At 66.4% G+C, this 25,305-nt stretch carries 22 protein-coding genes; 16 read left to right on the top strand and 6 right to left on the bottom strand.

Going from position 1 to position 25,305, the window contains the following annotated elements; genetic code table 11:
- Positions 1-22: 22 nt before the first annotated feature.
- Positions 23-700 (top strand): MBL fold metallo-hydrolase, encoded by a 678-nt coding sequence (locus BLR41_RS20645; protein WP_092631854.1) that lies wholly within the window; start codon positions 23-25, stop codon positions 698-700.
- Positions 701-866: 166 nt separating this feature from the next.
- The gene (locus BLR41_RS20640) at positions 867-1,730 is read left to right on the top strand and encodes an endonuclease/exonuclease/phosphatase family protein (RefSeq protein WP_092631852.1); all 864 of its coding nucleotides are present in this window, start codon (positions 867-869) and stop codon (positions 1,728-1,730) included.
- Positions 1,731-1,792: 62 nt separating this feature from the next.
- Here the strand turns inward: BLR41_RS20640 and BLR41_RS20635 are convergent, their stop codons facing one another.
- Positions 1,793-2,620: a hypothetical protein gene (locus BLR41_RS20635; protein ID WP_143013150.1), complete on the bottom strand. Its 828-nt coding sequence runs from the start codon at positions 2,618-2,620 to the stop codon at positions 1,793-1,795.
- Between the two features lie 107 nt (positions 2,621-2,727).
- Between BLR41_RS20635 and BLR41_RS20630 the strand changes: the two genes are divergently transcribed.
- The 8 genes from BLR41_RS20630 (at position 2,728) to BLR41_RS20595 (ending at position 14,604) form a co-directional block, all read left to right on the top strand.
- Positions 2,728-4,446, top strand: coding sequence for a carbon starvation CstA family protein (locus BLR41_RS20630; RefSeq protein ID WP_092631847.1), 1,719 nt, complete (start codon positions 2,728-2,730; stop codon positions 4,444-4,446).
- Positions 4,447-4,824: 378 nt separating this feature from the next.
- On the top strand, positions 4,825-6,222 hold the full coding sequence (locus BLR41_RS20625; RefSeq protein WP_176798082.1) for a PepSY-associated TM helix domain-containing protein: 1,398 nt from the start codon (positions 4,825-4,827) through the stop codon (positions 6,220-6,222).
- A 230-nt stretch (positions 6,223-6,452) separates the two neighbouring features.
- On the top strand, positions 6,453-7,232 hold the full coding sequence (locus tag BLR41_RS20620) for an SDR family NAD(P)-dependent oxidoreductase (protein ID WP_092631840.1): 780 nt from the start codon (positions 6,453-6,455) through the stop codon (positions 7,230-7,232).
- 97 nt (positions 7,233-7,329) lie between these two features.
- Positions 7,330-8,670, top strand: a complete 1,341-nt coding sequence (locus tag BLR41_RS20615) for an MFS transporter (protein WP_092631837.1) — start codon at positions 7,330-7,332, stop codon at positions 8,668-8,670.
- A 127-nt stretch (positions 8,671-8,797) separates the two neighbouring features.
- A complete protein-coding gene (locus BLR41_RS20610) occupies positions 8,798-10,687 on the top strand; it encodes a helix-turn-helix domain-containing protein (protein ID WP_092631986.1) in 1,890 nt (629 codons plus the stop codon).
- A gap of 125 nt (positions 10,688-10,812) precedes the next feature.
- Positions 10,813-12,423 (top strand): molybdopterin-dependent oxidoreductase, encoded by a 1,611-nt coding sequence (locus BLR41_RS20605; protein ID WP_092631834.1) that lies wholly within the window; start codon positions 10,813-10,815, stop codon positions 12,421-12,423.
- Positions 12,424-12,552: 129 nt separating this feature from the next.
- A complete protein-coding gene (locus BLR41_RS20600) occupies positions 12,553-13,281 on the top strand; it encodes a fasciclin domain-containing protein (protein WP_092631831.1) in 729 nt (242 codons plus the stop codon).
- 270 nt (positions 13,282-13,551) lie between these two features.
- Positions 13,552-14,604, top strand: coding sequence for an NAD-dependent epimerase/dehydratase family protein (locus tag BLR41_RS20595; RefSeq protein ID WP_092631828.1), 1,053 nt, complete (start codon positions 13,552-13,554; stop codon positions 14,602-14,604).
- Positions 14,605-14,630: 26 nt separating this feature from the next.
- Here the strand turns inward: BLR41_RS20595 and BLR41_RS20590 are convergent, their stop codons facing one another.
- Positions 14,631-15,317 carry a TIGR04282 family arsenosugar biosynthesis glycosyltransferase gene (locus tag BLR41_RS20590; protein WP_092631825.1) on the bottom strand — a complete coding sequence of 229 codons (687 nt, stop codon included), beginning with the start codon at positions 15,315-15,317 and terminating at the stop codon, positions 14,631-14,633.
- Positions 15,314-15,997: a glycosyltransferase gene (locus BLR41_RS20585; RefSeq protein WP_092631983.1), complete on the bottom strand. Its 684-nt coding sequence runs from the start codon at positions 15,995-15,997 to the stop codon at positions 15,314-15,316. Before BLR41_RS20585 ends, BLR41_RS20590 begins: the two co-directional genes overlap by 4 nt.
- A 462-nt stretch (positions 15,998-16,459) precedes the next feature.
- Here BLR41_RS20585 and crtI point away from each other — a divergent pair, with 462 nt between their 5' ends.
- From crtI to BLR41_RS20560, 5 genes are all read left to right on the top strand, one after another.
- Complete coding sequence (gene crtI, locus BLR41_RS20580) at positions 16,460-17,989, top strand: phytoene desaturase family protein (RefSeq protein ID WP_092631822.1); 1,530 nt, start codon at positions 16,460-16,462, stop codon at positions 17,987-17,989.
- The gene (locus BLR41_RS20575; protein WP_092631819.1) at positions 17,986-18,972 is read left to right on the top strand and encodes a phytoene/squalene synthase family protein; all 987 of its coding nucleotides are present in this window, start codon (positions 17,986-17,988) and stop codon (positions 18,970-18,972) included. Before crtI ends, BLR41_RS20575 begins: the two co-directional genes overlap by 4 nt.
- Before the next feature lie 3 nt (positions 18,973-18,975).
- The gene (gene idi, locus BLR41_RS20570) at positions 18,976-19,569 is read left to right on the top strand and encodes an isopentenyl-diphosphate Delta-isomerase (RefSeq protein ID WP_092631816.1); all 594 of its coding nucleotides are present in this window, start codon (positions 18,976-18,978) and stop codon (positions 19,567-19,569) included.
- 172 nt (positions 19,570-19,741) lie between these two features.
- Positions 19,742-20,461: a class I SAM-dependent methyltransferase gene (locus tag BLR41_RS20565; protein ID WP_092631813.1), complete on the top strand. Its 720-nt coding sequence runs from the start codon at positions 19,742-19,744 to the stop codon at positions 20,459-20,461.
- On the top strand, positions 20,461-22,056 hold the full coding sequence (locus BLR41_RS20560; protein ID WP_092631980.1) for an FAD-dependent oxidoreductase: 1,596 nt from the start codon (positions 20,461-20,463) through the stop codon (positions 22,054-22,056). The genes BLR41_RS20565 and BLR41_RS20560 overlap by 1 nt, the downstream gene beginning before the upstream one ends.
- 71 nt (positions 22,057-22,127) lie before the next feature.
- Here the strand turns inward: BLR41_RS20560 and BLR41_RS20555 are convergent, their stop codons facing one another.
- Entirely contained in the window at positions 22,128-23,147 is a 1,020-nt protein-coding gene (locus BLR41_RS20555; protein WP_092631810.1) for a Rieske (2Fe-2S) protein, read from the bottom strand.
- 308 nt (positions 23,148-23,455) lie between these two features.
- Positions 23,456-23,776 carry a hypothetical protein gene (locus BLR41_RS20550; RefSeq protein ID WP_092631807.1) on the bottom strand — a complete coding sequence of 107 codons (321 nt, stop codon included), beginning with the start codon at positions 23,774-23,776 and terminating at the stop codon, positions 23,456-23,458.
- A gap of 416 nt (positions 23,777-24,192) precedes the next feature.
- Here BLR41_RS20550 and BLR41_RS20545 point away from each other — a divergent pair, with 416 nt between their 5' ends.
- Positions 24,193-24,630, top strand: coding sequence for a universal stress protein (locus tag BLR41_RS20545; RefSeq protein ID WP_092631804.1), 438 nt, complete (start codon positions 24,193-24,195; stop codon positions 24,628-24,630).
- 135 nt (positions 24,631-24,765) lie between these two features.
- On the opposite strand, the gene BLR41_RS20540 is transcribed toward BLR41_RS20545, so the two are convergent.
- Positions 24,766-25,194 carry an SPW repeat protein gene (locus BLR41_RS20540; RefSeq protein ID WP_245694635.1) on the bottom strand — a complete coding sequence of 143 codons (429 nt, stop codon included), beginning with the start codon at positions 25,192-25,194 and terminating at the stop codon, positions 24,766-24,768.
- Between the last annotated feature and the right edge of the window lie 111 nt (positions 25,195-25,305).

The raw sequence follows: 25,305 nt of genomic DNA, 5'->3' as shown, positions 1-25,305 counted from the left end.
AAGTCCTACTAGGCTCACCGCCGTGGAGATCCAGGAACACTACACCGGACACGTGCAGCCGGGCGGTGCCGCGGCGCGGCGGAGGCTGGACGCGCTGACCGTCACCAAGATTTCCGTAGGGCGGATGGACAACAACGCGTACCTGCTCACCTGCAGGCGCACCGGGGACGCGTTGCTGATCGACGCGGCCGACGACCCGGAGCGGTTGACCGACCTGCTCGGCCACGACGAGGACCGTCCGCGATTGCGCACCATCGTCACCACGCACCGGCATCCGGACCACTGGCAGGCACTCGGTTCCATAGCCGGTCAGACCGGTTCCTACACCGTGGCTCACCCCCTGGATTCGGAACCGCTTCCGGTTCCGCCCGATCGGGAGGTCGAACACGGCGAAACCATCCAGGTCGGTGAGTCCGCGCTGGAGGTCGTACACCTGCGGGGACACACGCCTGGGTCGATCGCGTTGCTCTATCGCGACCCGGTGGGGCATCCACACCTGTTCACCGGGGACTCGCTGTTTCCCGGGGGGGTCGGCAAGACACAAACGGGCGAGGATTTCCGCTCGCTGCTCGACGACGTGGAGAACCGGGTCTTCGGCGTCCTCACCGACGACACGTGGTTCTACCCCGGCCACGGTGACGACTCGACTCTGGGGCAGGAACGTCCGAAACTTTCCGAGTGGCGGGCACGTGGCTGGTGAGCACCGACCGGCGGAAAAGGCTCGCCCATCGTGGGGTTCCGGCCGGTCGACAGCACCTCGACCGGCCGGAGGTCCGAACGGTCGTCCGGGTCGAAACGCACCGCCTCCGGCGACACACCGACGCTGAGCACGGGATTCGCCAACCTCGCCCCCGCAGAGTGGAAACGTGCTTCGCGCCACCGTCATCGTGCTGAGCCTGTTGCTGGCCGCACCGGAGTTCCTGCCCGCACCGCAATCGACGGGAGCCGCTGGCTCGGCAGCGGGTTGCGGGCTACCGAGTCCGCACTTGCGGATCATGCAGTACAACATCCATTCGGGCCGTGATTCCCGGGGACGGCTGCATCCACGACGGACGGCTTCGGTGATCGAACGGGCTGGAGCCGAGGTGGTGGCTCTGCAGGAAGTGGACGTGCACTGGTCGCGGCGCAGCGCCTGGCGCGACCAGGTGGAAATGCTGGCGAGCAGACTGGGGATGAGCGTGTTCTTCGCGCCGATCTACACTCTTCCGCCGTCACGACCGGGGTATCCGAAACGACGGTTCGGCCTGGCCGTGCTGAGCGAACACCCCCTGCTCGCCACGACCAACCACCGGATGACCAGGCGAAGCACTCAGCACCCGTCCGACTCCCCCGTCAGGCTACCGGGATTTCCCGAAGTGGTGGTGGACATCGACGGAACCGCCGTACACGTTTACGCCGCTCATCTGGACTACCGGAAAAGCCCTCGGACGCGGCGAATCCAAGTGCGAGAGATCGTGGCCCTCCTCGATCGGGATGAGCCGAGTGCCCCTCGGCTGCTGCTCGGAGATCTCAACGCTACCTCGCGAGCACCGGAACTGGTTCCGCTCTGGAAGCGGCTTCGCGACGCGGCGGGGCACACCGGTGCGCCCACCTACCCGGCGCAGCGACCGCGGGTGCGGCTCGACCACATAGCGGTGTCCCGGGAGACGGAGGTCGTTTGTTCGACGACGGTGGCCAGCGCGGCCTCCGATCATCTTCCGGTGGTCGCGGAGCTGCGAATCCCGAGCTGAAGAGTTCGGTTTCCCGCTCGGGTTAGGGGCCATACGACCGGTGCACGGGAGTCACCAACGGGTCACGGGGTCCGTGACACTTCCCGAGAGCCCCCGGCAGTGCGACGTTCGGCCGCTGTTATCTCACCGCGACACGCTTTGGCGATCCTGTGCCTGCGTCGGATCCGCTCCAGCAGCCCGAGAGGACGAGACTTTTCGCCGGGTGTTCCCTCGCCGCGCGTGATTTCGAAACTGCCGCGCTCCAGCGAACCGGAAAACCGCCAACTTTCCCATCTTTCGAGGTCGGTACTCGTGTAGTCGTACCCGAACACCATTCCCGCTACCCCGTCGGTAGGCAAAGCATCATCCAATGGGGTGATTTCCATGCGGTCGGCCCCGCGGGCCCCGAGCGCCACGGCGCTTACCGTGGCGGTTTCCGACCCGTGAATCAACAACGCGTTCCGCGCGGGGTCGTCGCGGCGGGCGGGCTCGACGACACGGTTCACTCCGGACAGCTCCACGATCACCCGAGGCATCCACCACCAGTTCTCGCGGCGGAGCAGCAGGCTGTCGACGAGCGCACGCGAGGGCGGGTACTTGCGCAACTCCTGCTCGAGCAACTGTTCGCCGAACAACGAGCCCGACAGATCATCGATCACCCGGACCGGCCCGAAAGCCACCATGCCACCACGTCCCGCTCGCAGTGAACGCCCGTCCGTAACGGCGAAACCGACCTCGGACGCCGCGGCCAACAGTCGAACGATCCAACGATGGGAGTACGGCAGCGCCACACACGGCACCTCACCGCGCAGTAACGGTGTCACGGCGATCCCGTTCGGACAGCCCTCCGAGTCCACCCAGCAGAGTTCGCCGGTCAGCGCCCCTCGCCACACTGAACGGATCCGCCGCAACGAGGTTCTCCTTTCAACCTGGTGTGTGACCCCTGAATGGGAGATACTCTCTTTTGGTGGCTTATACCACGTTGTCGGACGCCGCAGCCACGCCGGAGGAGTGAGACATGCCCGCGATCGTTCCGGCCCTGGTGGTTCTGGGGATCTTCGCTCTCGGATACCGCTACTATTCGGCTTATCTGGCACGTCGTGTGTACGGTTTGGACCCCGAGTTCGTGACACCGGCCCACCAGCGGGGGGACGGAGTCGACTTCGTACCGACGAACAAGCACGTGCTGTTCGGACACCATTTCACCTCGGTAGCGGGGGCCGCGCCGATCGTGGGACCGGCCATAGCGGTATTCTGGGGATGGGGACCGGCACTGCTGTGGATCACTTTCGGAACCGTCTTCGCGGCGGGTGCACACGATTTCGGTTCACTGGTGGTCTCGGTACGGCACCGGGCCGAGAGCATCGGGACTCTGGCTCGTGACGTGATCAGCAGACGTGCCCGCACCCTGTTCCTGTTGATCATTTTCTTCCTGCTGACACTGGTCAACGCTGTGTTCGCCGTGGTCATCGCCAACCTGTTCGTGGCCAACCCCGCTGCCGTGCTTCCCGTGGTGCTGCAGGTCCCACTGGCCATCGGGATCGGCCAGTACGTCTACCACACCAGGTCCTCGGCATTCCTCCCCTCGATCATCGGCGTGATCGTGTTGTACCTGACCATCATGCTGGGCATGGCCTTCCCCGTCTCGCTGGATCCTCTCGCTGCCACGCTCGGGGTGGAGCCCAGAACGCTGTGGGTGATCTTCCTGTTCGCCTACACCTTCGTCGCCTCGCGACTCCCGGTGTGGGTGTTGCTGCAGCCCAGGGACTACATCAACTCGCACCAGCTGTTCATCGGGCTCGCCGTGATCCTGTTGGGCGTGGTGGTCGGCTTCGACCGGATAGTGGCACCCGTGATCAACGACGTACCCGCCGACTCGCCGAGCTGGTTCCCGTTCCTCTTCGTGACCATCGCCTGCGGGGCTGTGTCCGGTTTTCACAGTCTGGTCTCCTCGGGCACTTCCTCCAAACAGCTGGGCAACGAGCCCGACGCCCGTTACATCGGCTACATGGGGGCCGTGGGTGAGGGCTCGCTCGCCCTCGCCGCGGTGCTCGCGGTGACCGCGGGAGCAGTGGGCTCGACGGTCGAGTGGAACAACCTCTACGCCAGCTTCGCCACGGCATCCGACGGAGCGACCCAGAACTTCGTGCAGGGTGTGGCCGGGTTCGCCAACAATCTGGGGTTGCCGATCAGCGTCGGCCTGGTGTTCGCGACGATCATGGTGATCAGTTTCGCCGCCACCACGATGGACACCGGGGTGCGGCTGCAGCGTTACGTGGTGCAGGAGATCGGCGAGATCACCAGGGTCCGTCCCCTGGCGCGCAACATGACGCTGGCCAGCACGGTCGCCGTGGTCCTCCCGCTGGCCATGGCACTACTGCCCGGTGGAGGCGAAAAGGGCTACACCTTCGGTGTGCTCTGGCAGCTGTTCGGCACAACCAACCAGCTCACCGCGGGGCTCGCGCTGGCCGTGGTGGCGGTGTGGGTGACCAAGAACAGGCGAAATCCACTGGCTGTACTGCTGCCACTGCTGTTCCTGCTGGTGATGACCACATGGGCACTGGCGCTGAATCTCGTCGAGTTCGTCGCGCAGGACCAGTGGGTGCTCGCCCCGCTGGATGTGATCATCTTCCTGCTGGCGGTGTGGCTGATCGTGGAGGCGGCAGTGGCGCTGCGTCGAGCCGTGCGCAGCCGCGGCGAAACCACCGACCCCCACCAGTACGCCACGGAGGGATGATGCGATGGGCTCCGACGAGCGGAGCCCATCACCCCCCACTCGGCGCGTGCTGGGCCGCCCGACACCGCCGCGAGGTACCGGGACTCCACCACGGAATCGATTCGGCCGATCGGGTGGCGCTTCCGAATGCGGCTCCCAGGCTTGTCGTGACCACACCGCAGGACACTCACCCCTACCTGACCAGCGTGTTCGCGATACCCCCGCCTCGCACGACGTCTTCGGGACCGCCCGAACCGAGCCTCGAACCGGGCGGTCACCGCGAGAGCACCCGTTGAACACACTGGGTGGCATCGATCACACTCCAATGATCGTGGGAACTCCACACACGCCTCACCCGACCGGTCGGATATCACCCGACCGCCGACGACAGGAGCCGGTGTGTCCCGACGATCATCCGAGTACACCCCCGTTTCCCGACCCCGAAAAACGAACGAACGAATTCCCCGAGCACGCGCGGCGATACGTCCCGTGCTGTGGCGTGTGCATTTCCTCGGTGGATTACTGGTCGCGCCGATCGTGTTCGCCATGGCGATCACCGGAATTCTGTACGCCTGGAACCCCCAACTGGAACACGTGCTGCACCGGCAGGCCCTCAGCGCGACCGCCGAAGGCCCGGCACGGCCGTTGAGCGAGCAGATCTCCTCGGCACGTGAAACACGTCCCGAACTGCGATTATCCTCGGTGACACCAGCCACCCCGGACGTTCCACGAGGAGAGGAGACGACGGCGGTAACTCTCGTCCCCGAAACGACCGGACAGAACAGATTCGAACAACCGAAAGGCGCGGTGACAGTCTACATCGACCCCGCTTCGGCCGAAATCACCGGGAGCATAACCGAATCGAACCGTCCGGACGAATGGCTGCGTAACCTGCATTCCAACTTTCGGATAGGCAAATTCGCGGAACCGATATCCGAACTGGCCGCGAGCTGGCTGCTGGTATCGATCCTCACCGGCCTCGTGCTGTGGTGGCCACGCGACAAGCGAGCCCTGACCAGGAACTTTCTGTTCCGGAAACCGGGGCGACCTCGGTGGCGTTCGCTGCACGGGCTCGTCGGAGCCACCGCTGCCGCGGGGTTGGTGCTGCTCATCGTCACCGGTCTGACCTGGACGACGTACGCGGGGTCCTGGGTCGACGTAGCACGAACTCAGTTCGACTCGGACTCGCCGGAGGTGGCCACGGTGTTGCACCCCACCACCGGCTCCGAACAGGTTGGATCCACGGGAGACGAACCCGGCACCGCCGAGGTGACGACCGCCGGAATCGACCGCGTGGCAACCACGGCACGAGAGGCCGGACTGAACGGAATCATGGTACTCGAACCACCCGATTCCCCCGGCCACGCCTGGAAGGCCGAGGAGGACGACAATCGATGGCCGGTGAACCCGACGGCCCTGGCCGTGGACGGCGACACCGGTGAGATCGTCGACCGGGTGGAATGGGCGGAATATCCGCCGCTGGCCAAGGCCACCTCGCTGGGGATCGATTTCCACCAGGCCCAGTTGTTCGGTCTGACCACACAGCTGCTGTTGACCGCGCTCGCGGTCGCGTTGCTGGTGCTGATCATCGCGGGCTATCGGGTCTGGTTGCTGCGCAGACCCCCCGGCTCACTCGGCGCGCCACCGCGCCTGGGCCCGGTGGTGCGCGACGCTCCGTTGCCGATACTACTCGGATTCGTCCTGCTCATGGTGCTGCTCCCCGTCCTGGGGATCACGTTGCTGGGATACCTGGCCATCGAACGGGCGATGCACTCGCTCCGCACCGGCGGGAAGTAGCCCGCGGTTACGGAACCGGTTTCGAGCGGGCTGGACGTTCGTTCGTCCCGCCCGCCTTCCGGGGGCTCGGAAGCAGCGCTCCGAACGTCCACACTGCTCGGCCTACCTAAACGGTGCCGTTCGGGTGAATTCTGGAACGTGACAATGTGGAAACGGCACATTTCGGAGTACGCGGCTGTGTCCGATCATCACATCGATCACGTCGAGATCCGCGTCTAGCCTGATCCGACATGACGACGGAGTTTCCGGATCCTCCCACCGGGTTCGCCGATCTCTCCGGCTTGACCGCGCTGGTCACCGGCGCGGGCAACGGAATCGGGTTCGCCTGTGCGAAGCGACTGGCAGCGGCGGGCTGTCTGGTACACGTACTTGATCACGATGAACGGGCCGCGACGGCGGCCTCGAACGAAGTCGCAGGGCGACCACAGGTACTGGACCTGCGGGACGAATCGGGGATCACGCTACTGCCGACCGAGGTGGACATCCTGGTCAACAACGCCGGGATTCAGCACGTAGCGCCGATTCAGGAGTTCCCCGCCGAGGTTTTCACCCACATCCAGCAGGTCATGGTCACCGCCCCGTTCCTGCTGATGCGCCACTGCCTACCGCACATGTACGAGCGGGGGTGGGGGCGCGTCGTCAACATCTCCAGTGTCCACGGGCTGCGGGCCAGCACGGGCAAATCGGCGTACGTGGCCGCCAAGCACGCCTTGGAGGGCCTGAGCAAAGTGGCCGCGCTGGAAGGCGGTCCGCACGGTGTCACCAGTAACTGCGTCGATCCCGGCTACGTACGCACCCCGTTGTTGGAAGGCCAGCTCACCGCCCAGGCGCACGAGCACGGCATTCCCGAGCACGAGGTGGCCGACCGGGTCTTCCTGCGAAACAGCGCGATCAAAAGGCTCATCGAGCCCGAGGAGGTGGCCACAGTGGTCGGCTGGCTCTGCGGTCCGGGCTCCGCCTATCTCACCGGCGCCTCAGTACCGATCGACGGAGCGTGGACCGCGCGGTGAACCCGCCCTGCTCGCTCCCTTACGTACCGACTCCCGTGCCCCGGAGGCAACTCGGGGGCTCCGCACGACTCGTCTCCCGACACAACAGGAGTGAGATATGAACGCGACACGATCCGATTCGCCCTCCGGCACCTCACTGGCCCGGATCGTCGGATCGAGCATGATCGGCACCACCATCGAGTGGTACGACTTCTTCCTGTACGGCTCGGCGGCCGCGTTGGTGTTCAACAAGGCTTTCTTCCCCACCGAGGACGAGCTGATCGGCACGTTGCTCGCGTTCTCCAGCTTCGCGATCGGCTTCGTGTTCCGCCCGCTGGGTGGCCTGGTGTTCGGTCACTTCGGCGACCGACTGGGTCGCAAGAAACTGCTGGTGCTGAGCCTGTTGCTGATGGGGGGTGCCACCTTCGCGGTGGGGCTGCTTCCCACTTTCGGGACTATAGGCGTCGCGGCCCCCATCCTGCTCACCCTGCTGCGGGTGGTGCAGGGATTCGCTCTGGGCGGTGAATGGGGCGGGGCGGTACTCATCGTCTCCGAACACACCGACAGTGCCCGACGAGGCTTCTGGGCATCCTGGCCGCAGGCGGGTGTACCGACCGGCAACCTGCTGGCCACCGCGGTACTGGCCGTGCTGTCGGCGGTGCAGTCGGAGGAAGCCTTCATGGCCTGGGGCTGGCGCCTCCCGTTCCTGCTGTCCGGATTGCTGGTGCTGGTGGGGTTGTGGATCCGATTGGCGGTCAGCGAGTCCCCGGTGTTCCTGGAGGCCGCCGACAAGGCGGAGCAGCGAAGCGCTCCCGAGCAACCCCCCATCGTTCGGGTACTGCGCGAGCAGTGGCGGGAGGTGCTCATCGCCTCGGGGGCGCGCTTCGTGGAGAACGTCTGCTACTACGTGATCACGGCGTTCGTGTTGACCTACATCACCAAGCAGTTGGATCTGTCCGAATCGGTCGCACTCAACGCGGTCCTGGTCGCCTCGGTGGTGCATTTCGTGGTAATCCCGATCTGGGGCGCCCTCTCCGACCGCTACGGGCGCAGGGGGATCTACCTGATCGGTGCCGTGGGAACCGGCTTCTGGATCTTCGCGTTCTTCCCGCTGCTCGAAACCGGTTCGTTCGCCATGATAGCGCTCGGGGTGACGGGCGGTCTGGTCCTGCACGCCGCCATGTACGGGCCACAGGCGGCTTTCATGTCCGAGCTGTTCGGCACCCGCGTCAGGTACTCGGGTGCCTCGATCGGCTACCAGCTGGCATCAGTGATAGCGGGCGGCCTGGCGCCCACGATCGCCACCGGCCTGCTGGCCGCCTTCGACAGCTGGGTACCGATCGCGATCTATGTGGCCCTGGGCGCGGCGGTGACCTCGGTGGCCATTCTGTTCGCCACCGAGACCAGGGGAAGCTCACTGCACACCGAGAGCACGGCGGAAACCGAAATCGCCCGATGAGGGGCGGGTGAAGGACAGGTGAGCTGCGGTGTCGGCGGGGAACTCGTACCACCGGGATCAGGAACCGGCGGAGGAAACCGAATCGCGTTCGTCCCTTGGTTGCCGCCGGAACCACCCCACCTCGACCATGACGAGCATGCTCACCTGCTCGGATTACCTGCTGCACCTGTTCGAACTGCTCGCGGGCGACGGGACCAGTGAACAGCTCGCACAGGTACCGGTGGAAGCGCGTACTCGGCTCCCCGCCCGGGAGCTGCACCGCGTGGAACGGGCGGGGAAGCTGGCGCTACGCCTCCGCAACACCCTCGACGAAAGACGCCGCCACGAGTCTGAACTGGCCGCCCTGTTCGACACCGCGGGCGATCTGGCACGAGTACGCGACCCCGACGCGGTGCTGCGGGCGATCGTGCACCGCGCGCGGATGCTGCTGGGAAGTCACGTGGCTTATCTCAGTCTCAACGACTCCCGGGCGGGTACCACTTACATGCGGGTCACCGACGGGTGCGTCTCGGCGCTGTTCCAGCAGGTGCGGCTCGGGATGGGAGAAGGTCTGGGCGGGCTGGTGGCCCAGACCGCCCGGCCCTACGCCACCCCCTCCTACTTCGAGGACGAGCGGTTCACGCACACCGATGAGATCGACCGCGCCGTCGGTGACGAACGTCTCGTGGCCATTCTGGGAGTTCCGCTGGCGGTGGGTGGCTCGGTGATCGGCGTGCTCTACGCCGCGGACCGGTCGACGCGGGACTACTCGCACGACGAGATCGCACTGCTTTCATCGCTGGCCGACCACGCCGCGATCGCCATCGACAACTCACGGCTGCTGGAGGAGACGCGGCACGCGTTGGTGGAACTCAACGCCGCGCACGAGACCATCCGTGAGCACAACTCGGCGATGCGACGTGCCGAACGAGCCCACGATCGCCTCACGGATTTGGTGCTGCGCGGCGGAAGCCTGGAGGACATCGCGGAAGCCGTGGCGGACGTGCTCGGGGGCGGTATCGTGGTGCACGACGAGGACGGCACCGAGCTGGCGTGCGCGGCGACGGATTCGTTGCCGTGGCCCGACCGGGCGGTGCAGCAGTCCCGCCACAGCGGAAGATCGGTGCCGTGGCGGACGAACCTGGTGTGCGCGGCGTTGGCCGGCCCCGAACTGCTCGGCAGTCTGACCCTGGTGGGCTGCCACCAACCCGCCGATGCCGATCGGCGATTGTTCGAACGCGCGGGTGTGGTTACCGCACTGGTGCTGTTGCTCCGACGCAGAACCGCCGAGGCGGAGGAACGCGTGCGGGGAGAGCTGATCACCGAGCTGCTGGGCGTGGGGGAACGCGCGCACGGTGGCCTGGCTGCCAGAGCGAGACGAGTCGGCTTCGACCCCGAGGGCAGCAAAGTGGTGCTGGTCTCTCCCTGCGGAAACGCGGATCGTGAACGGCTGGCTGCCGCGGCCTCGCGCTATGTCGGGCAGCACAGCGGGCTCGCGGGTACCCATGGTGACCACCTGGTTATCGTGCTTCCCGGCACGGATGCGGGAAACGCGGCCCAGAACGCCGCCCGAGCGCTCGGCACGAGCACGGCACGTCCGGTAACTGTGGGCGGTTCCGGACCTGTGGCGGGCCTGGAGGGAATCGCGGACAAATACGAGGAGGCGTGCCGCTGCCTGGAAGCTCTGCTCGCCCTGGGCCGTGAGGGTGAAGGCGCGGCCCTGGCGGAGTTGGGATTCCTGGGGGTGTTGCTGGGCGACCGCGGTGACCTCTCCGGCTACGTACGTCGAACCGTGGGGGCGGTACTGGATTACGACTCCCGCAAGGGCACCGATCTGGTGAAAACGCTGCGAAGCTACTTCGAGCACGATGCCGGTCTCAGTAGAACGGCTCGAGCGTTGCACGTGCACGTGAACACGGTCTCCCAACGGCTGGAGCGGGTATCGGCACTGCTCGGGCCGGACTGGCGGTCTCCCGAGCGCGGTCTGGAGATTCAGCTGGCGCTGCGGCTGCATCGGTTGTCCGGCGGCGAGTGGTAGAACTCGCTCGGGGGCTGCCGCGACCGTTCGGCGGGTGTTACCGAGGACCCGGAGCAAGATCTTCGTGAGCGTGTCGCTCACGTCACGGGAGCAGTCCGAAGCGTGTCCGACTCCGAATCCCGGTCATGTACCGTGCGAGTCACCAACATCGGCTGGGTGGCGCCGTTGCCGTACTCATCGCTCTGCTCGCGGTGGCGGCAGCCCTGGCGGCGGGGCATCTGGTCGCCGCGCTGACCGAACCACTCGCCTCTCCTTACCTGGCGGTGGGCAACACGGCGATCGACCTGACCCCGCAGCCGGTGAAGGAACTGGCGATCGACTTGTTCGGCACCGCCGACAAACTCGCGCTGCTGGTGGGTATGGGAGTCGTGATCGCCGCGCTGGCGGCGGTGGGCGGGCTGGTTTCGCGCCGGAATCCGCTGCCCGGGATGACCATGATCACCGGGTTCGGTCTGCTCGGTATGGCCGCCACCGTGTCCCGCTCCAGCCTGGCCCCACTGGCTCTGACAGCTCCCGTTACAGCCGCACTGGTGGGGATGGGGGCCTTCGCCTGGCTGCACCGCACTGCCGCGGCGAGCGCCCGGGGCAATGACCGGGCATCGTCACACCCCCGGCGAGAAGCCGAGCAGGAGGACGCCGAGCAGCACGAAACGGCGACTCGGGGCACAGCCGGCGGACGCAGACGCTTCCTGATCTCGGGCGTCGTGGTCGCTCTCGCTTCGGGGAGCGCGGGTACCGTCGGACAACTGCTGAGCGGGAGACGTCGGGTCAGCAGGTCACGGCAAGCCATCGGAGCGCTCGAGCCGGACATCGCGGCAGCACCGGTTCCGGCGGGAGCGGATTTCGCGGATTCGGGAACACCGAGCTTCATCACGCCGAACAAGAGCTTCTACCGGATCGACACGGCGTTACGTGTGCCGCGGGTACCCGCTTCGGAGTGGGGGCTGCGAGTACACGGCATGGTCGATCGGGAGTTGAACCTCACCTTCGACGATCTGATGGACCGACGACAACTGCAGAAGCCGATCACGATGGTCTGCGTCTCCAATCCCGTGGGCGGTTCCTACATATCGACCGCCGAGTTCATCGGAGTACCGCTCCGCGACATCCTGGCGGAGTCAGGAGTACGGGACGGTGCGGAGCAGGTGCTCAGTACCAGCGTGGACAACTTCACCGCCGGAACCCCGATCGACGCGCTAACCGACCCGAATCGGGACGCGTTGCTGGCGGTGGGCATGAACGGCGAGCCGCTGCCCACCGAGCACGGTTTCCCGGTCCGCATGGTGACACCGGGACTGTACGGCTACGTCTCGGCGACCAAGTGGGTGACCGATCTCGAAGTCACCACCTGGGATACTCGTACGTACTGGGAAAAGCGGGGGTGGGCGGAGCGCGCACCCGTGAAGACCCAGTCACGCATCGATCGTCCCAAGGGCTTCGAGAAGACGCCGGCGGGCAGGATCACCGTGGCGGGCATCGCCTGGGCACCACACACCGGGATCGAGCGTGTCGAGGTGCGAGTCGATCAAGGATCCTGGCAAGAGGCGGAGCTGTCAGCCTCCGTCAACACGGACACTTGGCGCATGTGGCGGATCGAACTGGATCTCTCACCCGGCGGACACAATGTGGAGTCCCGAGCCACCGACCGCTCGGGCTACACCCAGACCGCGAAACGTGTTCCCACGGTGCCCGACGGGGCCACCGGATGGCATTCGGTCTTTTTCACCGCCGAGTGACGATGGTCACCCGAAAAGCGGAAGAAAATCCGTCGAATCACCAATCAGCGGCACACCCCACTCCGAATGCCGGGAAGAAATACTTCGGGCCCGCCCCGAAGGCGAAGCGAAGGGAAATGAGCGATCCTGATGAGCAATACGCGAGTGAAAACCGCCATTACCGGCGCGGTGGCTTCCATGGCCCTGTTGTTGTCCGCATGCGGCGGAGCCGCCGAGGAAAGCGGCCAGAACGAGCAGAACCAGTCCTCGCAGTCGCAGCAGAGCGGTGACCAGTCGGGGCAGGAACAGTCCGGGCAGGAACAGTCCGGGCAGGAACAGTCCGGGCAGGACAGCATGGGTGAGCAGGGTGTGACCACGGTCGAAGACATCTACGGCCCGGCCGCCTCCAAGGTGCCGACCGACCCCAACAACGAGGGATCGGCCCAGGGCATGGTCGACGATCCCGTGGGAACGGCCGCGAGTAACAATCCGTTGCTGACCAACCTGACCAAGGCGGTGAAGACAGCGGGGCTGGTCGACACGCTGAACAAGCCGGATGCGAACTACACCGTTTTCGCTCCCGCCAACTCGGCCTTCGAGAAGCTGGATCCCGCCACGCTGGAGGCGTTGCTCAACGATCCCGCGAAGAAGGAGCAGTTGACCAACATTCTCACGTACCACGTGGTTCCCGAGCGGATGAACGCCGAGGAACTCGGCAAGGCCGGTGAGGTCAAGACCGTCAACGGAAAGAGCGTTCCGATCAGTGGCAGCGGCGAGAACATCAAGATCGACGGGGCGAACGTACAGGTCGGAAACGTTCCCACCGCCAACGCCACGGTGTTCGTCATCGACGAGGTACTGATGCCACCCAAGCAGTGACCGGCACAATTCGATCCAGGTCCTCGGATCGGTGAATCGTTGCGATTCACCGATCCGAGGAATCCTTTTCCCGGCCGTGCTCCGGACCGCGAGGACTCGCCGTCGCGCAAGCCGAGCGAGGCCCTCGTCGTGCGGTCCGGCCATCGACGACCGGTCCGACGCCGCTCGCGTGCCACACGAACGCCCCACCACCCCGCGGCCGAGGTGCCGAGCCGGTGGATGGACAATCACACACCGTTGTCGTAGTAGTCGTCCGCTCGGGAGGAACGAGTGCGGGTCCTGATCACCGGAGGAGCCGGGTTCATCGGCTCCCACGTCGCGGAGCGACTCACGACCGCCGGGCACGAGGTCAGACTGCTCGACAATCTGCTGCCCAGCGCCCACGGATCCTCCGCACGAGAGACGCATTCCCGCGCGGACGGCCTCGTGCTCGGTGACGTACGGGATACCGAGGTGATCGGGCGGGCGCTCTCAGGAGTCGACGCGGTTTGTCACCACGCGGCGATGGTCGGTCTGGAAACCGGCCCGGCGGACACACCCGCATACGTCGAACACAACGATCTGGGAACCGCCCGGCTGTTGTCGGCCATGACCGAACGAAAGGTCGAGCGGCTCGTACTCGCCGGGTCGATGGTGGTTTACGGGGAAGGGCGCTATCACTGCTCCGTTCACGGTGTCGTGCGCCCGGGACCGCGCGCCGCCGAGGATCTGGACCGCGGCGTGTTCGAACCCCGCTGCCCCCATTGCGGCGGACTGCTCGAGTCCGGACGGGTACCGGAGGACGCAACGACCGACCCGCGCAATGTCTACGCCACCACGAAACTCACCCAGGAGCATCTGGTCGCTTCCTGGGCGCGTCAGACCGGCGGGCACGCCACGGCGCTGCGCTATCACAACGTGTACGGCCCGCGCATGCCACGGGACACTCCGTACGCCGGCGTCGCCGCGCTGTTCCGTTCGGCCCTCGCTCGTGGTGAGGCTCCCCGCGTGTTCGAGGACGGTGGGCAGCGTCGTGACTTCGTGCACGTACGCGATGTCGCCGAGGCGAACCTCGCGGCACTCGAACATCCTCCGCACGGTTTCGCCGCTTACAACGTGTGCTCCGGTGAACCACGCACCATCGGCGACATGGCGCGGGAGCTCGCGACTGCTACCGGCGGTCCGGAGCCCGTGGTCACCGGGCAGTACCGGCTCGGTGATGTGCGCCACATCGTTGCTGACCCGGACCTGACCGCGAAGGAGATCGGCTTCCGCGCTCGGATCGGCTTCACCGAGGGGATCACCGAGTTCGCCAGCGCGGCCCAACGCGGCGCACCCGACTGAGCCAGGGAGCGACCGGACATGCGCCGCTACACGGCGCCCTCCGGCTCGACGCTCGCGCGCAACGCCGCCGCGAATTCCGAGTCGGGAACCGATCCGGCCACACGATGCGCGTCCAGTACCGTGTCCACGTCGGAGAGTTCGACCAGTTCGTGCACCCGTAGTCCCCGTTGGGCCAGGGCCGTTCCGGTCAGTTCCCCGGTATCCGCTCGTGACATCGGGACGTGGGCGAGCACTTCCGCATCACGCGGCTCGCGCAGGCCGAGCGCCCACCACCCACCGTCCACGGCAGGCCCCAGAACCGCTTCCGGGCCGTCGTGGGAGCGCAGCTGCGCGGCCGAATCGACGAGCAACTCGGAAGTGACCTGCGGCGTGTCCATCCCGATCTGCAACACGGGCGAGTCAGGGTAGCGTTCCGCCACATCGGCGTGCGCCGCGGCCAACCGCTCACCGAGATCTCCTCCCCGCTGCGGGATCAGATCCATGTCGGCCATGGCCTCCTCGATCGCGTCACGACGACATGCCCGCTCTATTTCACCTGTCCAGGCGATCACCGGATATATCCCGGGGATACCGTGAACCGCGTTCAGCGTGTCCAGCAGGCTCGCAGCGGCCACCTTGGCCGCCTGTTCCGGGGAAAGCGGTGGCGTGAGGCGTGTCTTGGCCACCCCGCTCTCGGGGGCCTTGGCCACGACCAGTACGACCGTCGGATTCATCGCAGCACCTTGATCATGTCGCGTACCGCGCGGGCGGTTCCCTTCATCGAGCCGGACACCTTGGATCTCGTACCGCTTGTTCGGGGGGAGTACCGAACCGGTAGTTCGCGTACCCGCCAACCCGCGCGCCCCGCTCGAAGCAACAGCTCGAGGGGATAACCGAACGCGCGGTCCTGGATGTCCAGGCCGAGCAGTTTCACACGATCGGCGACCCGCACCGGAGCCAGATCGTGCACGGGCAGCCCGTTTCGACGGATCAGTGTCGCGATGGCGGCATTGCCCACCCTGGCGTGCCACGCCATCGCCGAGCGAACGGTCGGCACCCGCCTTCCCACCACGAGGTCGGCCTCACCCTCGACCACGGGACTGATCAACGCGGGAAGCTCGGCCGGGTCCACGGAACCGTCCGCGTCGAGTACGCAGACGATCCTGCCGCACGCGTGCGTCAGCCCGGTGTGCACGGCCGCGCCGTAACCCGGCCTGGTCTCGTGTACGACTCGCGCTCCGTGCCGGGCCGCCACATCCGGGGAACCGTCGGTGGAGCCGTTGTCCACCACCAGGACGGGCACGGCAAGCCCCTCGACGATCGAGTCCAGTACCGCGGGCAGCGCCGCGGCCTCGTCGAGGCAGGGCAGCACCACCTCGACGTCGGCGGTTTCGTTCAGCGGTGGCCTGGGCATGGCTCCGAACTCCGTGTGGGTCTCACTCGCACGATCGTCGCTGATCACTGTGCCTGACTCCTTTCGGGTGACGCACGTACGCTCGTCGCCTCTGGTGGCGAACGGCCGGACGTACTGCCGCACACTGCCACCGAACACTGTTCGTAGGCCGCAGGGGAAGGGATTGGTATCGAGCGAGGCCCCGTGTCCTGAAACGGCCGACCGTGGAAGCCGCTCGGGGCGAGGCAACCGGTGATCACCACCTCTTCGCCCCTCGACGACAAGAACCGATGCTCCCGTCGCGACGCCACAACCGTGTATATCGTTCGGAGCACTCGCCGGCCCGCCTTGCTCCGAAGACCTCACCCGAAGAAGTGATATCGCGAATTTGAAGGGATCCGAGTGGATTTCTAGACTGACCCACGAGGAGCGGTTCGCCGTGGGAACCGAGTCCTCTCAGATCAATCCCAAGGAGCAAGCCACATGCGGACAGTCACCGGGCCCACCGAGCGTGTCGTGGTCGTGGGCGCGGGACTTTCCGGGTTGACCGCCGCGCTGCACCTGCTCGGGGCGGGCCGCGAGGTGACCCTCGTCGAGTCCCAGGAGTTCCCGGGAGGCCGTGCGGGGCGGTTGGACATCGCGGGATACCGCATGGACACCGGGCCGACGGTGTTGACCATGCCGGAACTGCTGGACGAGGCGTTGGCAGCGGTGGGTGAATCGGTACGGGAGCGGCTGGAGCTGATCCCGCTGGACCCGGCCTACCGCGCACGGTTCGCGGATGGTTCGAGTATCGATGTCCGTACCGACGCGTCGGCCATGGAACAACAGGTACGGGAGTTCGCAGGTCCCGAGGAGGCGGCGGGCTACCGCCGGTTACGGCAGTGGTTGAGCAGGCTCTACTCGGCCCAGTACGAGACCTTCATCGATGCCAATTTCGATTCTCCGCTGAATCTGCTGGAACCGAACCTCGCCCGGTTGGTCGCGCTTGGTGGTTTCGGGGGACTGGACCGCAGGATCGGTCACTTCCTGCGGGACGAACGACTGCGACGCGTGTTCTCGTTCCAGGCCTTGTACGCGGGGGTGGCACCGCACAACGCGCTCGCCGCGTACGCGGTGATCTCCTACATGGACACGGTACGGGGCGTGTACTTCCCACGCGGCGGGATGCGAGCGGTGCCGGACGCGCTGGCCGCAGCGGCCGCCGGGGCGGGGGCTACGTTCCGCTACGGCAGCTCGGTGACGGACCTGGAACGTCGTGGACGACGAATCACCGCTGTGCACACCGATCACGGTGAACGCATTCCGTGTGACTCGGTGGTACTCACTCCCGATCTTCCCGTCTCCTACCGGTTGTTGGGTCGTACTCCGCGACGTCCCGTGCGACTGCGCGCCGCTCCCTCGGCGTTGCTGATCCACGCCGGGACGAACCGGGACCAACCGGAACTGAGCCATCACACGCTCTCGTTCGGGCGAGCGTGGAAAGGCATCTTCGACGAGTTGACCCGGTCCGGAAAGCTGATGAGCGACCCTTCGGTGCTGATCACGAATCCCACTCGCAGCGATCCCTCACTCGCGCCGGCGGGCAAGCACCTGCACCACATACTGGTTCCCTGCCCCAACCTGGACCTCGCCCGCCTCGACTGGGACGCAATCTCGAACGGATACGCGCGAGAAGTGCTCGCCACACTGCAACACCGGCTCATGCCGGAATTCGAATCCTCGATGGAGATCAGCCGCATAGTTACGCCCGCGGACTGGGCGGCTCGGGGGATGCTCGCCGGCACCCCGTTCAGTGCGGCGCACACGTTCGCCCAGACCGGCCCCTTTCGCCCGAGAAACCTGGTCAGCGGCATCGAGAACGTGGTTTTGGCCGGCTGCGGAACCACCCCGGGTGTCGGGGTACCCACCGTGGTGTTGTCCGGCAAGCTGGCCGCGCACCGCATCACCGGCAACGCCCGAGGCGCGCCGGGAGCTCGTCGCCCCCCAGGCGTCGGATCGGCCGCGCGATGAGCGAGCGAGAACTGGACGCGGCAGGTATCCACTCGCCACGACTCCGAGCCGCCTATCGCCGGAGCCGTGAGCTCAACGCGAGACACGGACGTACCTACTTCCTGGCCACACGGCTGTTGCCGCCGTCGCGCCGTCCGGCGATACACGCCTTGTACGGTTTGGCACGTGAAGTCGACGACATCGTCGATGAACCAAGGGGCCCCCTGGAGCGGCGGACCCGGCGTGCCCGTATCGACGAACTGTGGACGGAGCTGGACCGTGGATTCGCGGGCGAGCGGAGCGAGCTCGCGGTGGTCATGGCGGTGGTGGACACCGCGAACCGCTACGGGATCGAACAGGGGTACTTCAGCTCCTTCATGGCTTCGATGCGGCAGGACCTGACCGTGGCCCGGTATCGAAACCGCGCGGAACTGGACCAGTACGTCCACGGCTCGGCCGAAGTCATCGGTCTACAGGTGCTCCCCGTGCTGGGCACCCGGTGCCCACCGGAGGAAGCGGCACCTTACGCGGCGGCGTTGGGAAACGCGTTCCAGCTCACCAACTTCCTGCGCGATGTCGGTGAAGATCTGCGCAGGGGACGTGTGTACCTGCCCGCAGACGAACTGCTCGCTTTCGGCGTCGACGAGCCGAGACTGCGGCGCTGCCTGGAGACGGGGAAAGCTGACCGCCGGGTTCGCAGCGCACTCGCCGACCAAATCGCCCGTACCAGAGCGATCTACCGCTACGCCGCCGAAGGGATCGAAATGCTGGATCCGATCTCACGTCCGTGTATCGCCACGGCCTACACACTCTACGGTGAGATACTGGATCGGATAGTGGAATCGGGGTACGACGTGTTCGCCAATCGTGTCTCGGTGTCACGCTCACGCAGATTCGGGGTGGCGCTGCGTGGCACTGTCCCCATAGTCACGGCCCGGATGCGGGCACGGTTGACGGATGGAGTCGACCGGGTCTCGTCCAGTTCTACGTTGGGTGGTAGGTAAGCGATGAACTCGAGCTCCCCCGTTTCCGACGGGGAATTCGTGGTTCTGCTCGACGACTCGGGTGAGCCGGTGGGTACGGCACCGAAATCCGAAGTGCATCACGGTGACACTCCCCTGCATCTGGCCTTTTCCTGCTATGTCTTCGACGCGGTGGGAGAACTGCTGATCACTCGTCGTGCACTTCAGAAACGCACTTGGCCCGGCGTTTGGACGAACTCGTGTTGCGGACATCCGGCGCCCGGCGAAGCGATGGATGCCGCGGTTCGACGCAGGGTGCGCGAGGAGCTCGGGCTCGAGATCGGACAGCCGCGGTTGCGGTTGGCGAACTTCCGCTACCGAGCAGTCGACGTCACGGGGGTGGTGGAAAACGAGCTGTGTCCGGTGTACACGGCCGTCACCGACGAACCACCAGTGCCGGACCCGTCCGAGATCGCGGACTGGAAGCGGGTGGCCTGGGAGGATTTCATGCTGTTGGCGACACGAACCCCCTGGGCGATCAGCCCTTGGGCGGCCGAACAGGTTCCACTGCTGAACACCGTGTTCGAGGATTGCTCGAACACGGTGGAAGCAGCCCGTGGGGCGAGGGGAACGGGGTGATTTCCTCTGCCGCGACCGTGGGGCGGCACGGTTGACGAACCTCGTGAGGCGGTACTACGCGCCGCGCGCACGGTTACGCAACAGCCGCCCAGCCGCGGCGGGACACCGATTCAAGTGCCCTCACCAGACCACACGCGCCGGTTCCGCAACGAGTTCCAGGTAAGGACTGCCGATGTATTCCCCGTACCCCGTTGTGGGGGGTTTCGAGCAGCACGCTCGCCAGTACGACCGGCTGGTCGGGCTCAACCCCGGATACCACCGCGCGCTACGACGATCGGCATTTCGGCTACACCTGCCCGACGGTGGCCGCGGACTGCGGTTGCTGGATGCGGGCTGCGGTACCGGCGCGTCCACCGCGGCGCTGCTCCGAATCGCGCCGCGCGCGCACATCGTGGCCACGGACGCTTCCGCGAACATGCTGACACAGGCCGAACGAAAGTCCTGGCCGAACACGGTGGAGTTCGTTCACGCACCGTTGGACGGACTCGAAGAAGCCGGTGTGCGCGGATCGTTCGACGGGATCATGGCGGCGTACCTGCTCCGCAACCTTCCCGACCCCGACGCCGGGCTGCACGTGTTGCGCGAGTTGCTCGCCCCCGGTGCTCGCCTGGCACTGCACGAGTTCTCCGTGCGGGGCCGCCCTGTCTCCCGGCTGGTCTGGACGGCGGTGTGTTGGGGTGTGATCATTCCTGCCGGTGCACTGAGCACGCGTGGCTCGGGAATTCACCCTTACCTGTGGCGCAGCGTCCTGGGATTCGATTCGACCGAACAGCTCGCCGCGCGGATGCGTCGGAACGGTCTCGTGGGAGTACGTATCGGCTCGATGTCGGGATGGCAGCGCGGCATCGTGCACACCCTGACCGGAAAACGATCCGAGAGGGCGGAAACATGATGCGCGGTTTCACTGCTTCCCGATCGGCCGGTGACGACGGGAGCGGCGAGCACGAACCTCCCGGCCAGGACCGCAGGGCGGTGCCGCATCCCCCCCACGGCGGCATGCCGGACACGAGTCATCTCGCTCGTCTCCCCCGAGTAGCCGTGATCGGCGGGGGCATCGCGGGAGTCGCCGCGGCCACCTGTCTGGCCGAGCGGGGTGTCGGCGTCACGGTGCTGGAGGCACAGGGCCGGTTGGGCGGACGGGTCGGTGGCTGGCGAACCACGCTCGCGGACGGGTCGGACGTCGGTATGAATCGTGGGTTCCACGCGTTCTTCCGGCAGTACTACAACCTTCGCGCACTTCTGCGGCGTGCCGATCCGGACCTTTCGGGCCTAACCGCGCTTCCGGACTATCCACTGCTGCACAGTGCCGGATATCGGGACACTTTCGCCGGCCTGCCACGTACTCCTCCGTGGAACGCCTTCGCGTTCGTCGCACGAAGTCCCACGTTCAACTGGCGCGATCTCCCCCGGCTCGGAACCCGCGCCGCGTTACCGCTGGCGCAGGTCTCGGTCCCGGAGATCTACGAGCGTCTGGACCACCTCGACGCGGACACACTTCTCAGTCGGATCCGTTTTCCCGCCGCTGCCAAACATCTGGCTTTCGAGGTGTTCTCCCGCAGCTTCTTCGCCGAACCCACCGAGCTGTCCGCCGCCGAACTGGCGACGATGTTTCACATCTACTTTCTCGGCTCCAGCGAGGGGCTGCTGTTCGATGTGGCGGCGAACTCGTTCCCGGAGGCGTTGTGGAATCCGCTGGCGGAGTACCTGGTCGACCACGGTGCAACCCTGCTCACAGACACCCCGGTCAGGGCCTTGGAACGGGGCTCCGACCGACGCTTCGCGGTGCGTTCGGACTCCACGGCAGCACTAGAAGCGGGTTTTCCGGAATTCGACGCGGTGGTACTGGCCACCGATACCGCTGGTTTGCGGAGCATCGTCGCCAATTCACCCGATCTAGGGACGTCGCGGTGGCGAACGCGGATAGCGGAGTTGCGCGAGGCCCCACCGTTCCTGGTGTCGCGGCTGTGGCTGGACCGACCGGTTCGCCGGGACAGGCCCGGGTTCCTCGGAACGAGTGGCTACGGGCCGCTGGACAACATCAGCGTGTTGGAACGGTACGAGCACGAGGCGGCCCGTTGGTCGGGGGAACGCGGGGGTTCCGTACTCGAGTTGCACGGTTACGCACTACCAGGTGAACCATCCCTCGACAGCTTGCGAGCGCGGATGCTGGCGGAACTGGCCAGGATATATCCGGAAACCGAAGTAGCGGGCATCGTGGACGAGCGTCACGAACTGCGAGCCGACTGCCCGCTGTTTCCGCCCGGTGGTTTCGCCGAGCGTCCCGGCGTACGAACGCCCGATCCGGCGTTGATGCTGGCGGGAGATCTGGTGCGTGTCGACCTACCGGTCGCTCTTATGGAACGTGCCGCCACGAGCGGGATGCGAGCAGCGAACGAGCTGCTGCACGGGTGGGGTGTGCGGGGACACACGCTGTGGAGTGTCCCCGATCGTGGCCGATTCGCCCTGTTGCGCGGTCTGCGACGCTGATACTCGAGCCGGTGGCCTACGTGGCGTAACCCCCGGCAGTAAGCCGAAAACGGTGGGGTGTCCCGGCACACTCAGCCGGGGAACCGCCCGGTGCTACGCAGTTCGTAGCGCCGTTCGGCATAGGCGAGGTCGTCGGACCACAACCGCAGGGCCACCCGGCGCATCAACGGGCGCAGCAAGCCGGCGGCGGACAGCGCCATCCGGAACCCGGGACGTGGGGAGTAGGCGACTGTGGCCTCGATGACGGCGGTGCGCGGACGGCCGTCGGAACCGCTTTCCAACGGTGTCGCGTGGGTTTCCACCACGCTGCCGGTCCCCTCCCCCTCGACGATGCGCATCACCACGGTACGTGGGTCCGGGCAGTGGAAAGTGGCCGTTACCGGCACTCCGATCCCGCGGGACAGCCGGAACGAAACGAGCACCTCGAAGAAGTCGTCCTGCTCGCTACTTTCGAAGTCCGGGGCGCGCCGCACGCTGAGGTTGGCGAACGAGTAGGGATGGAACCACGAGCCGTGCCAGGGATCCAGGCGATTGGCCACCACGTCGTCGGGTTCGCAGACACCGGTCGCGGTGGCCACTTCGGAGATGCTGTCCCGCAGGGGCGGACGGTGCGGCACCACCGGACGCTCCAGCGACTGTTCCCCACCGGTGTCGTCCAGGCGCACCCAGGCCAGGACACCGTCATCGTAGGTGGGAAACGGCGTCCACCACGGGCCGCCCTGCGCGTCCAGTCGAAGTCCGTGCCAGCGACAGACCAACTGGCCGCAGTCCACCGTTGCCTGCCCGAGCGGTGCTCCCAGATGCGGACAGGCGCCCGGCCCCGCGCGCAACGCCCCGTGCTCGGTACGCCACGCGACCACCTCGGTCCCGGCCACGGTGCGGGCGAAGGGGCGGCGTTGGTCGATCTGTGCGCTACCTGCCAGCACGAACCAGTTACCGGACGGGCGCGCCTGGGCGCGTTTGAGCGCGGCCGCGATCAGCGAAGGGCGTGCCTCGCGCCATGTTCCCTCCTGCCGAGCCCAGTCGGAAACCCGCAACCTGCGAAGTGGCAGTGCGTTTCGTATCGAATTCCCGTTCGAGAAGCCGAACATGCTGACTCCGTTGCTCGAGTGGGGCGACGTCGCGCGAATCGGTCTCCGGGAAGATTAACCTCCTGGCGGTACCGAGGCACACAGGCTCACCGAGCGCACTTCCCGACTCGAAAGCACCGCCCTCGCGCGTGGAGCCGAGCCGCCGTCGACCAACGGGACGGCTTCGCCACGCCCCCGAAACCCACGAAACCCTGAAACGAACCCTTTTCGAGTTACTCGATCGGAACCTCTGCCCACGACTCGTGCGTTTCGGAACGACTCCGACACAATCGGTAATGCACGGTCCACCGGAAGATGGGTCGGCTCCGTCAGTGTTCGTCCTCCAAGGTGCGGGCCGCACGGCGCGCGCACTCCCCCAGATCCTCGGCCGCGGCGGCCGCCTGGTCCAGGGCGAGGTGAACGGGACGCTGCTCGGGCACACCGGGATTCTCGTGACGCTTGGCCAACCCGTCCAGCAGAACCGCGAGACGATCTCCGATCAACGTGACCGTGCGCAGCAGCTCGTGACTGAGCTCCTGCGCCGAGGACACGTCATGCCCGGTGTGGAGCTCGTGTACGGCCTGTTTGAGCCTGTCCGTGTCATGGGCTATGACGCTCCATGGCGGGGTGCTGGTCGTTCGTTTGGTCAACGGGCTCTCCAAACAACCTTGCGACGGTGAACGATCCCGATCGGTCACAAGAGCAGTTCCGCGACCGCGGACGATCCCCGACGAACCGGTTCACATCGAACATAGCCACGGTTCGGCGTCGCGGCACGGGGCAGCACTGCCGGCCGTATCGCCGCGATCGGCTTACGCGGCGTGTCCTCGCTCCGCCGAGACATCGCGCCTCCGGAAGTCGTGGCTTACCGCCGGTGGCATGAACGTACCCGCGAACGATTCAGATCACACTTTCGTAACGACCACGAGCCCGAACCAGACCGGAGAACAACGGAACCGAGCGAGTGAGGCGGACAAGTGGGACAGTCGAGGAACGCGAGAACACACGCTTACGGCACACCCCACGACGAAGCCGCGATATCGAACGCCGGGATGGGCGATGCGTGATGAGCCAGCAGAACCGGATCGTGGTCGGCGTCGACGGCTCGGCCCCCTCATTGGCCGCACTGGACTGGGCCCTCGGCCAGGCCGAGCTGACCGACGCCACTGTCGATGCCGTTACTGCCTGGGAGTACCCGGCGTTCTACAGCTGGGAGGGCGGTGCGGTGCCACCCAGGGAATTCGAGAACGCGGCCAGCGTCACCGTGGAAGACGCCGTGGACAACGCGGTGGACCGTCGTACGGACCCGCCACGGGTGCGTACCCACGTGGTACAGGGGGATTCCGCGCAGGTACTGCTCGACACCGCGGAGGACGCCGAGCTGCTGGTGGTCGGAAGTCGCGGGCACGGCGGCTTCGTCGGGGCACTGCTCGGCTCGGTGAGCCACAAGTGCACCCATCACGCGGGGTGTCCGGTCGTCATCGTGCACGCTTCACCAGAGTGACAGCAGCTTTCCGCGCCCGCTCCTCGGGCCACGGGCTCGAGAAGCGGCCGCGTGGTCGACCCGGTACCACCGCCACTGCGCGTCGCGCACGCCGGGCTCGGCGCGCCGGGTCGACCACGTTCGTCGCCCGCCTCGTCAGCGCCGACGGCGCATCATCACCAACGAGGCCAGCCCCACACCGAGCAGCACGATCAGGCCGCCCGTGATCACATTGCTGAGCAGCATGCCCAGGCCGACTCCGCCTCCCAGAATGACGAACGGAGCGATGACGGCCCACGCGCCCAGCAGCGGGACCACCCAGGAAACGGTGTGGGTCCTGCCGTAGGCGGAGGCGAACCCGAGCGCCAGCACGGCCACCGTCAGTCCGACGACCAGATTGCCGATCGCCACGTCGAAACTGGTGGCACTGAACTGGACGATCCACGGTGAGATCGCCAGGTAGATTCCCGCCAGCAGGGTGCACCCCTCCAGGACCTGCCCCTGCGGGGTTTGACTCGCCTCCTCGTAGCGTTCCCGCATCTCGACGAGATCGGGATGCCTCTCGATCGAACCGGCTTGTGTCATCTCGATCACCTCTACCGTTCGCTGTGGCAAACGGCCCCCCGTCGACCACATCGAACCCCTTGCGATGCCGCGCTGTTCGTCCGGGGAACACGGGCTGCCCTGCGCGGCCGG

The sequence above is a fragment of the Actinopolyspora mzabensis genome (assembly GCF_900101095.1).
Taxonomy (GTDB): Bacteria; Actinomycetota; Actinomycetes; order Mycobacteriales; family Pseudonocardiaceae; genus Actinopolyspora; species Actinopolyspora mzabensis.
The sequence above is the reverse complement of the archived record's forward strand: the minus strand, read 5'-3'. Positions and strand labels throughout refer to the sequence as shown.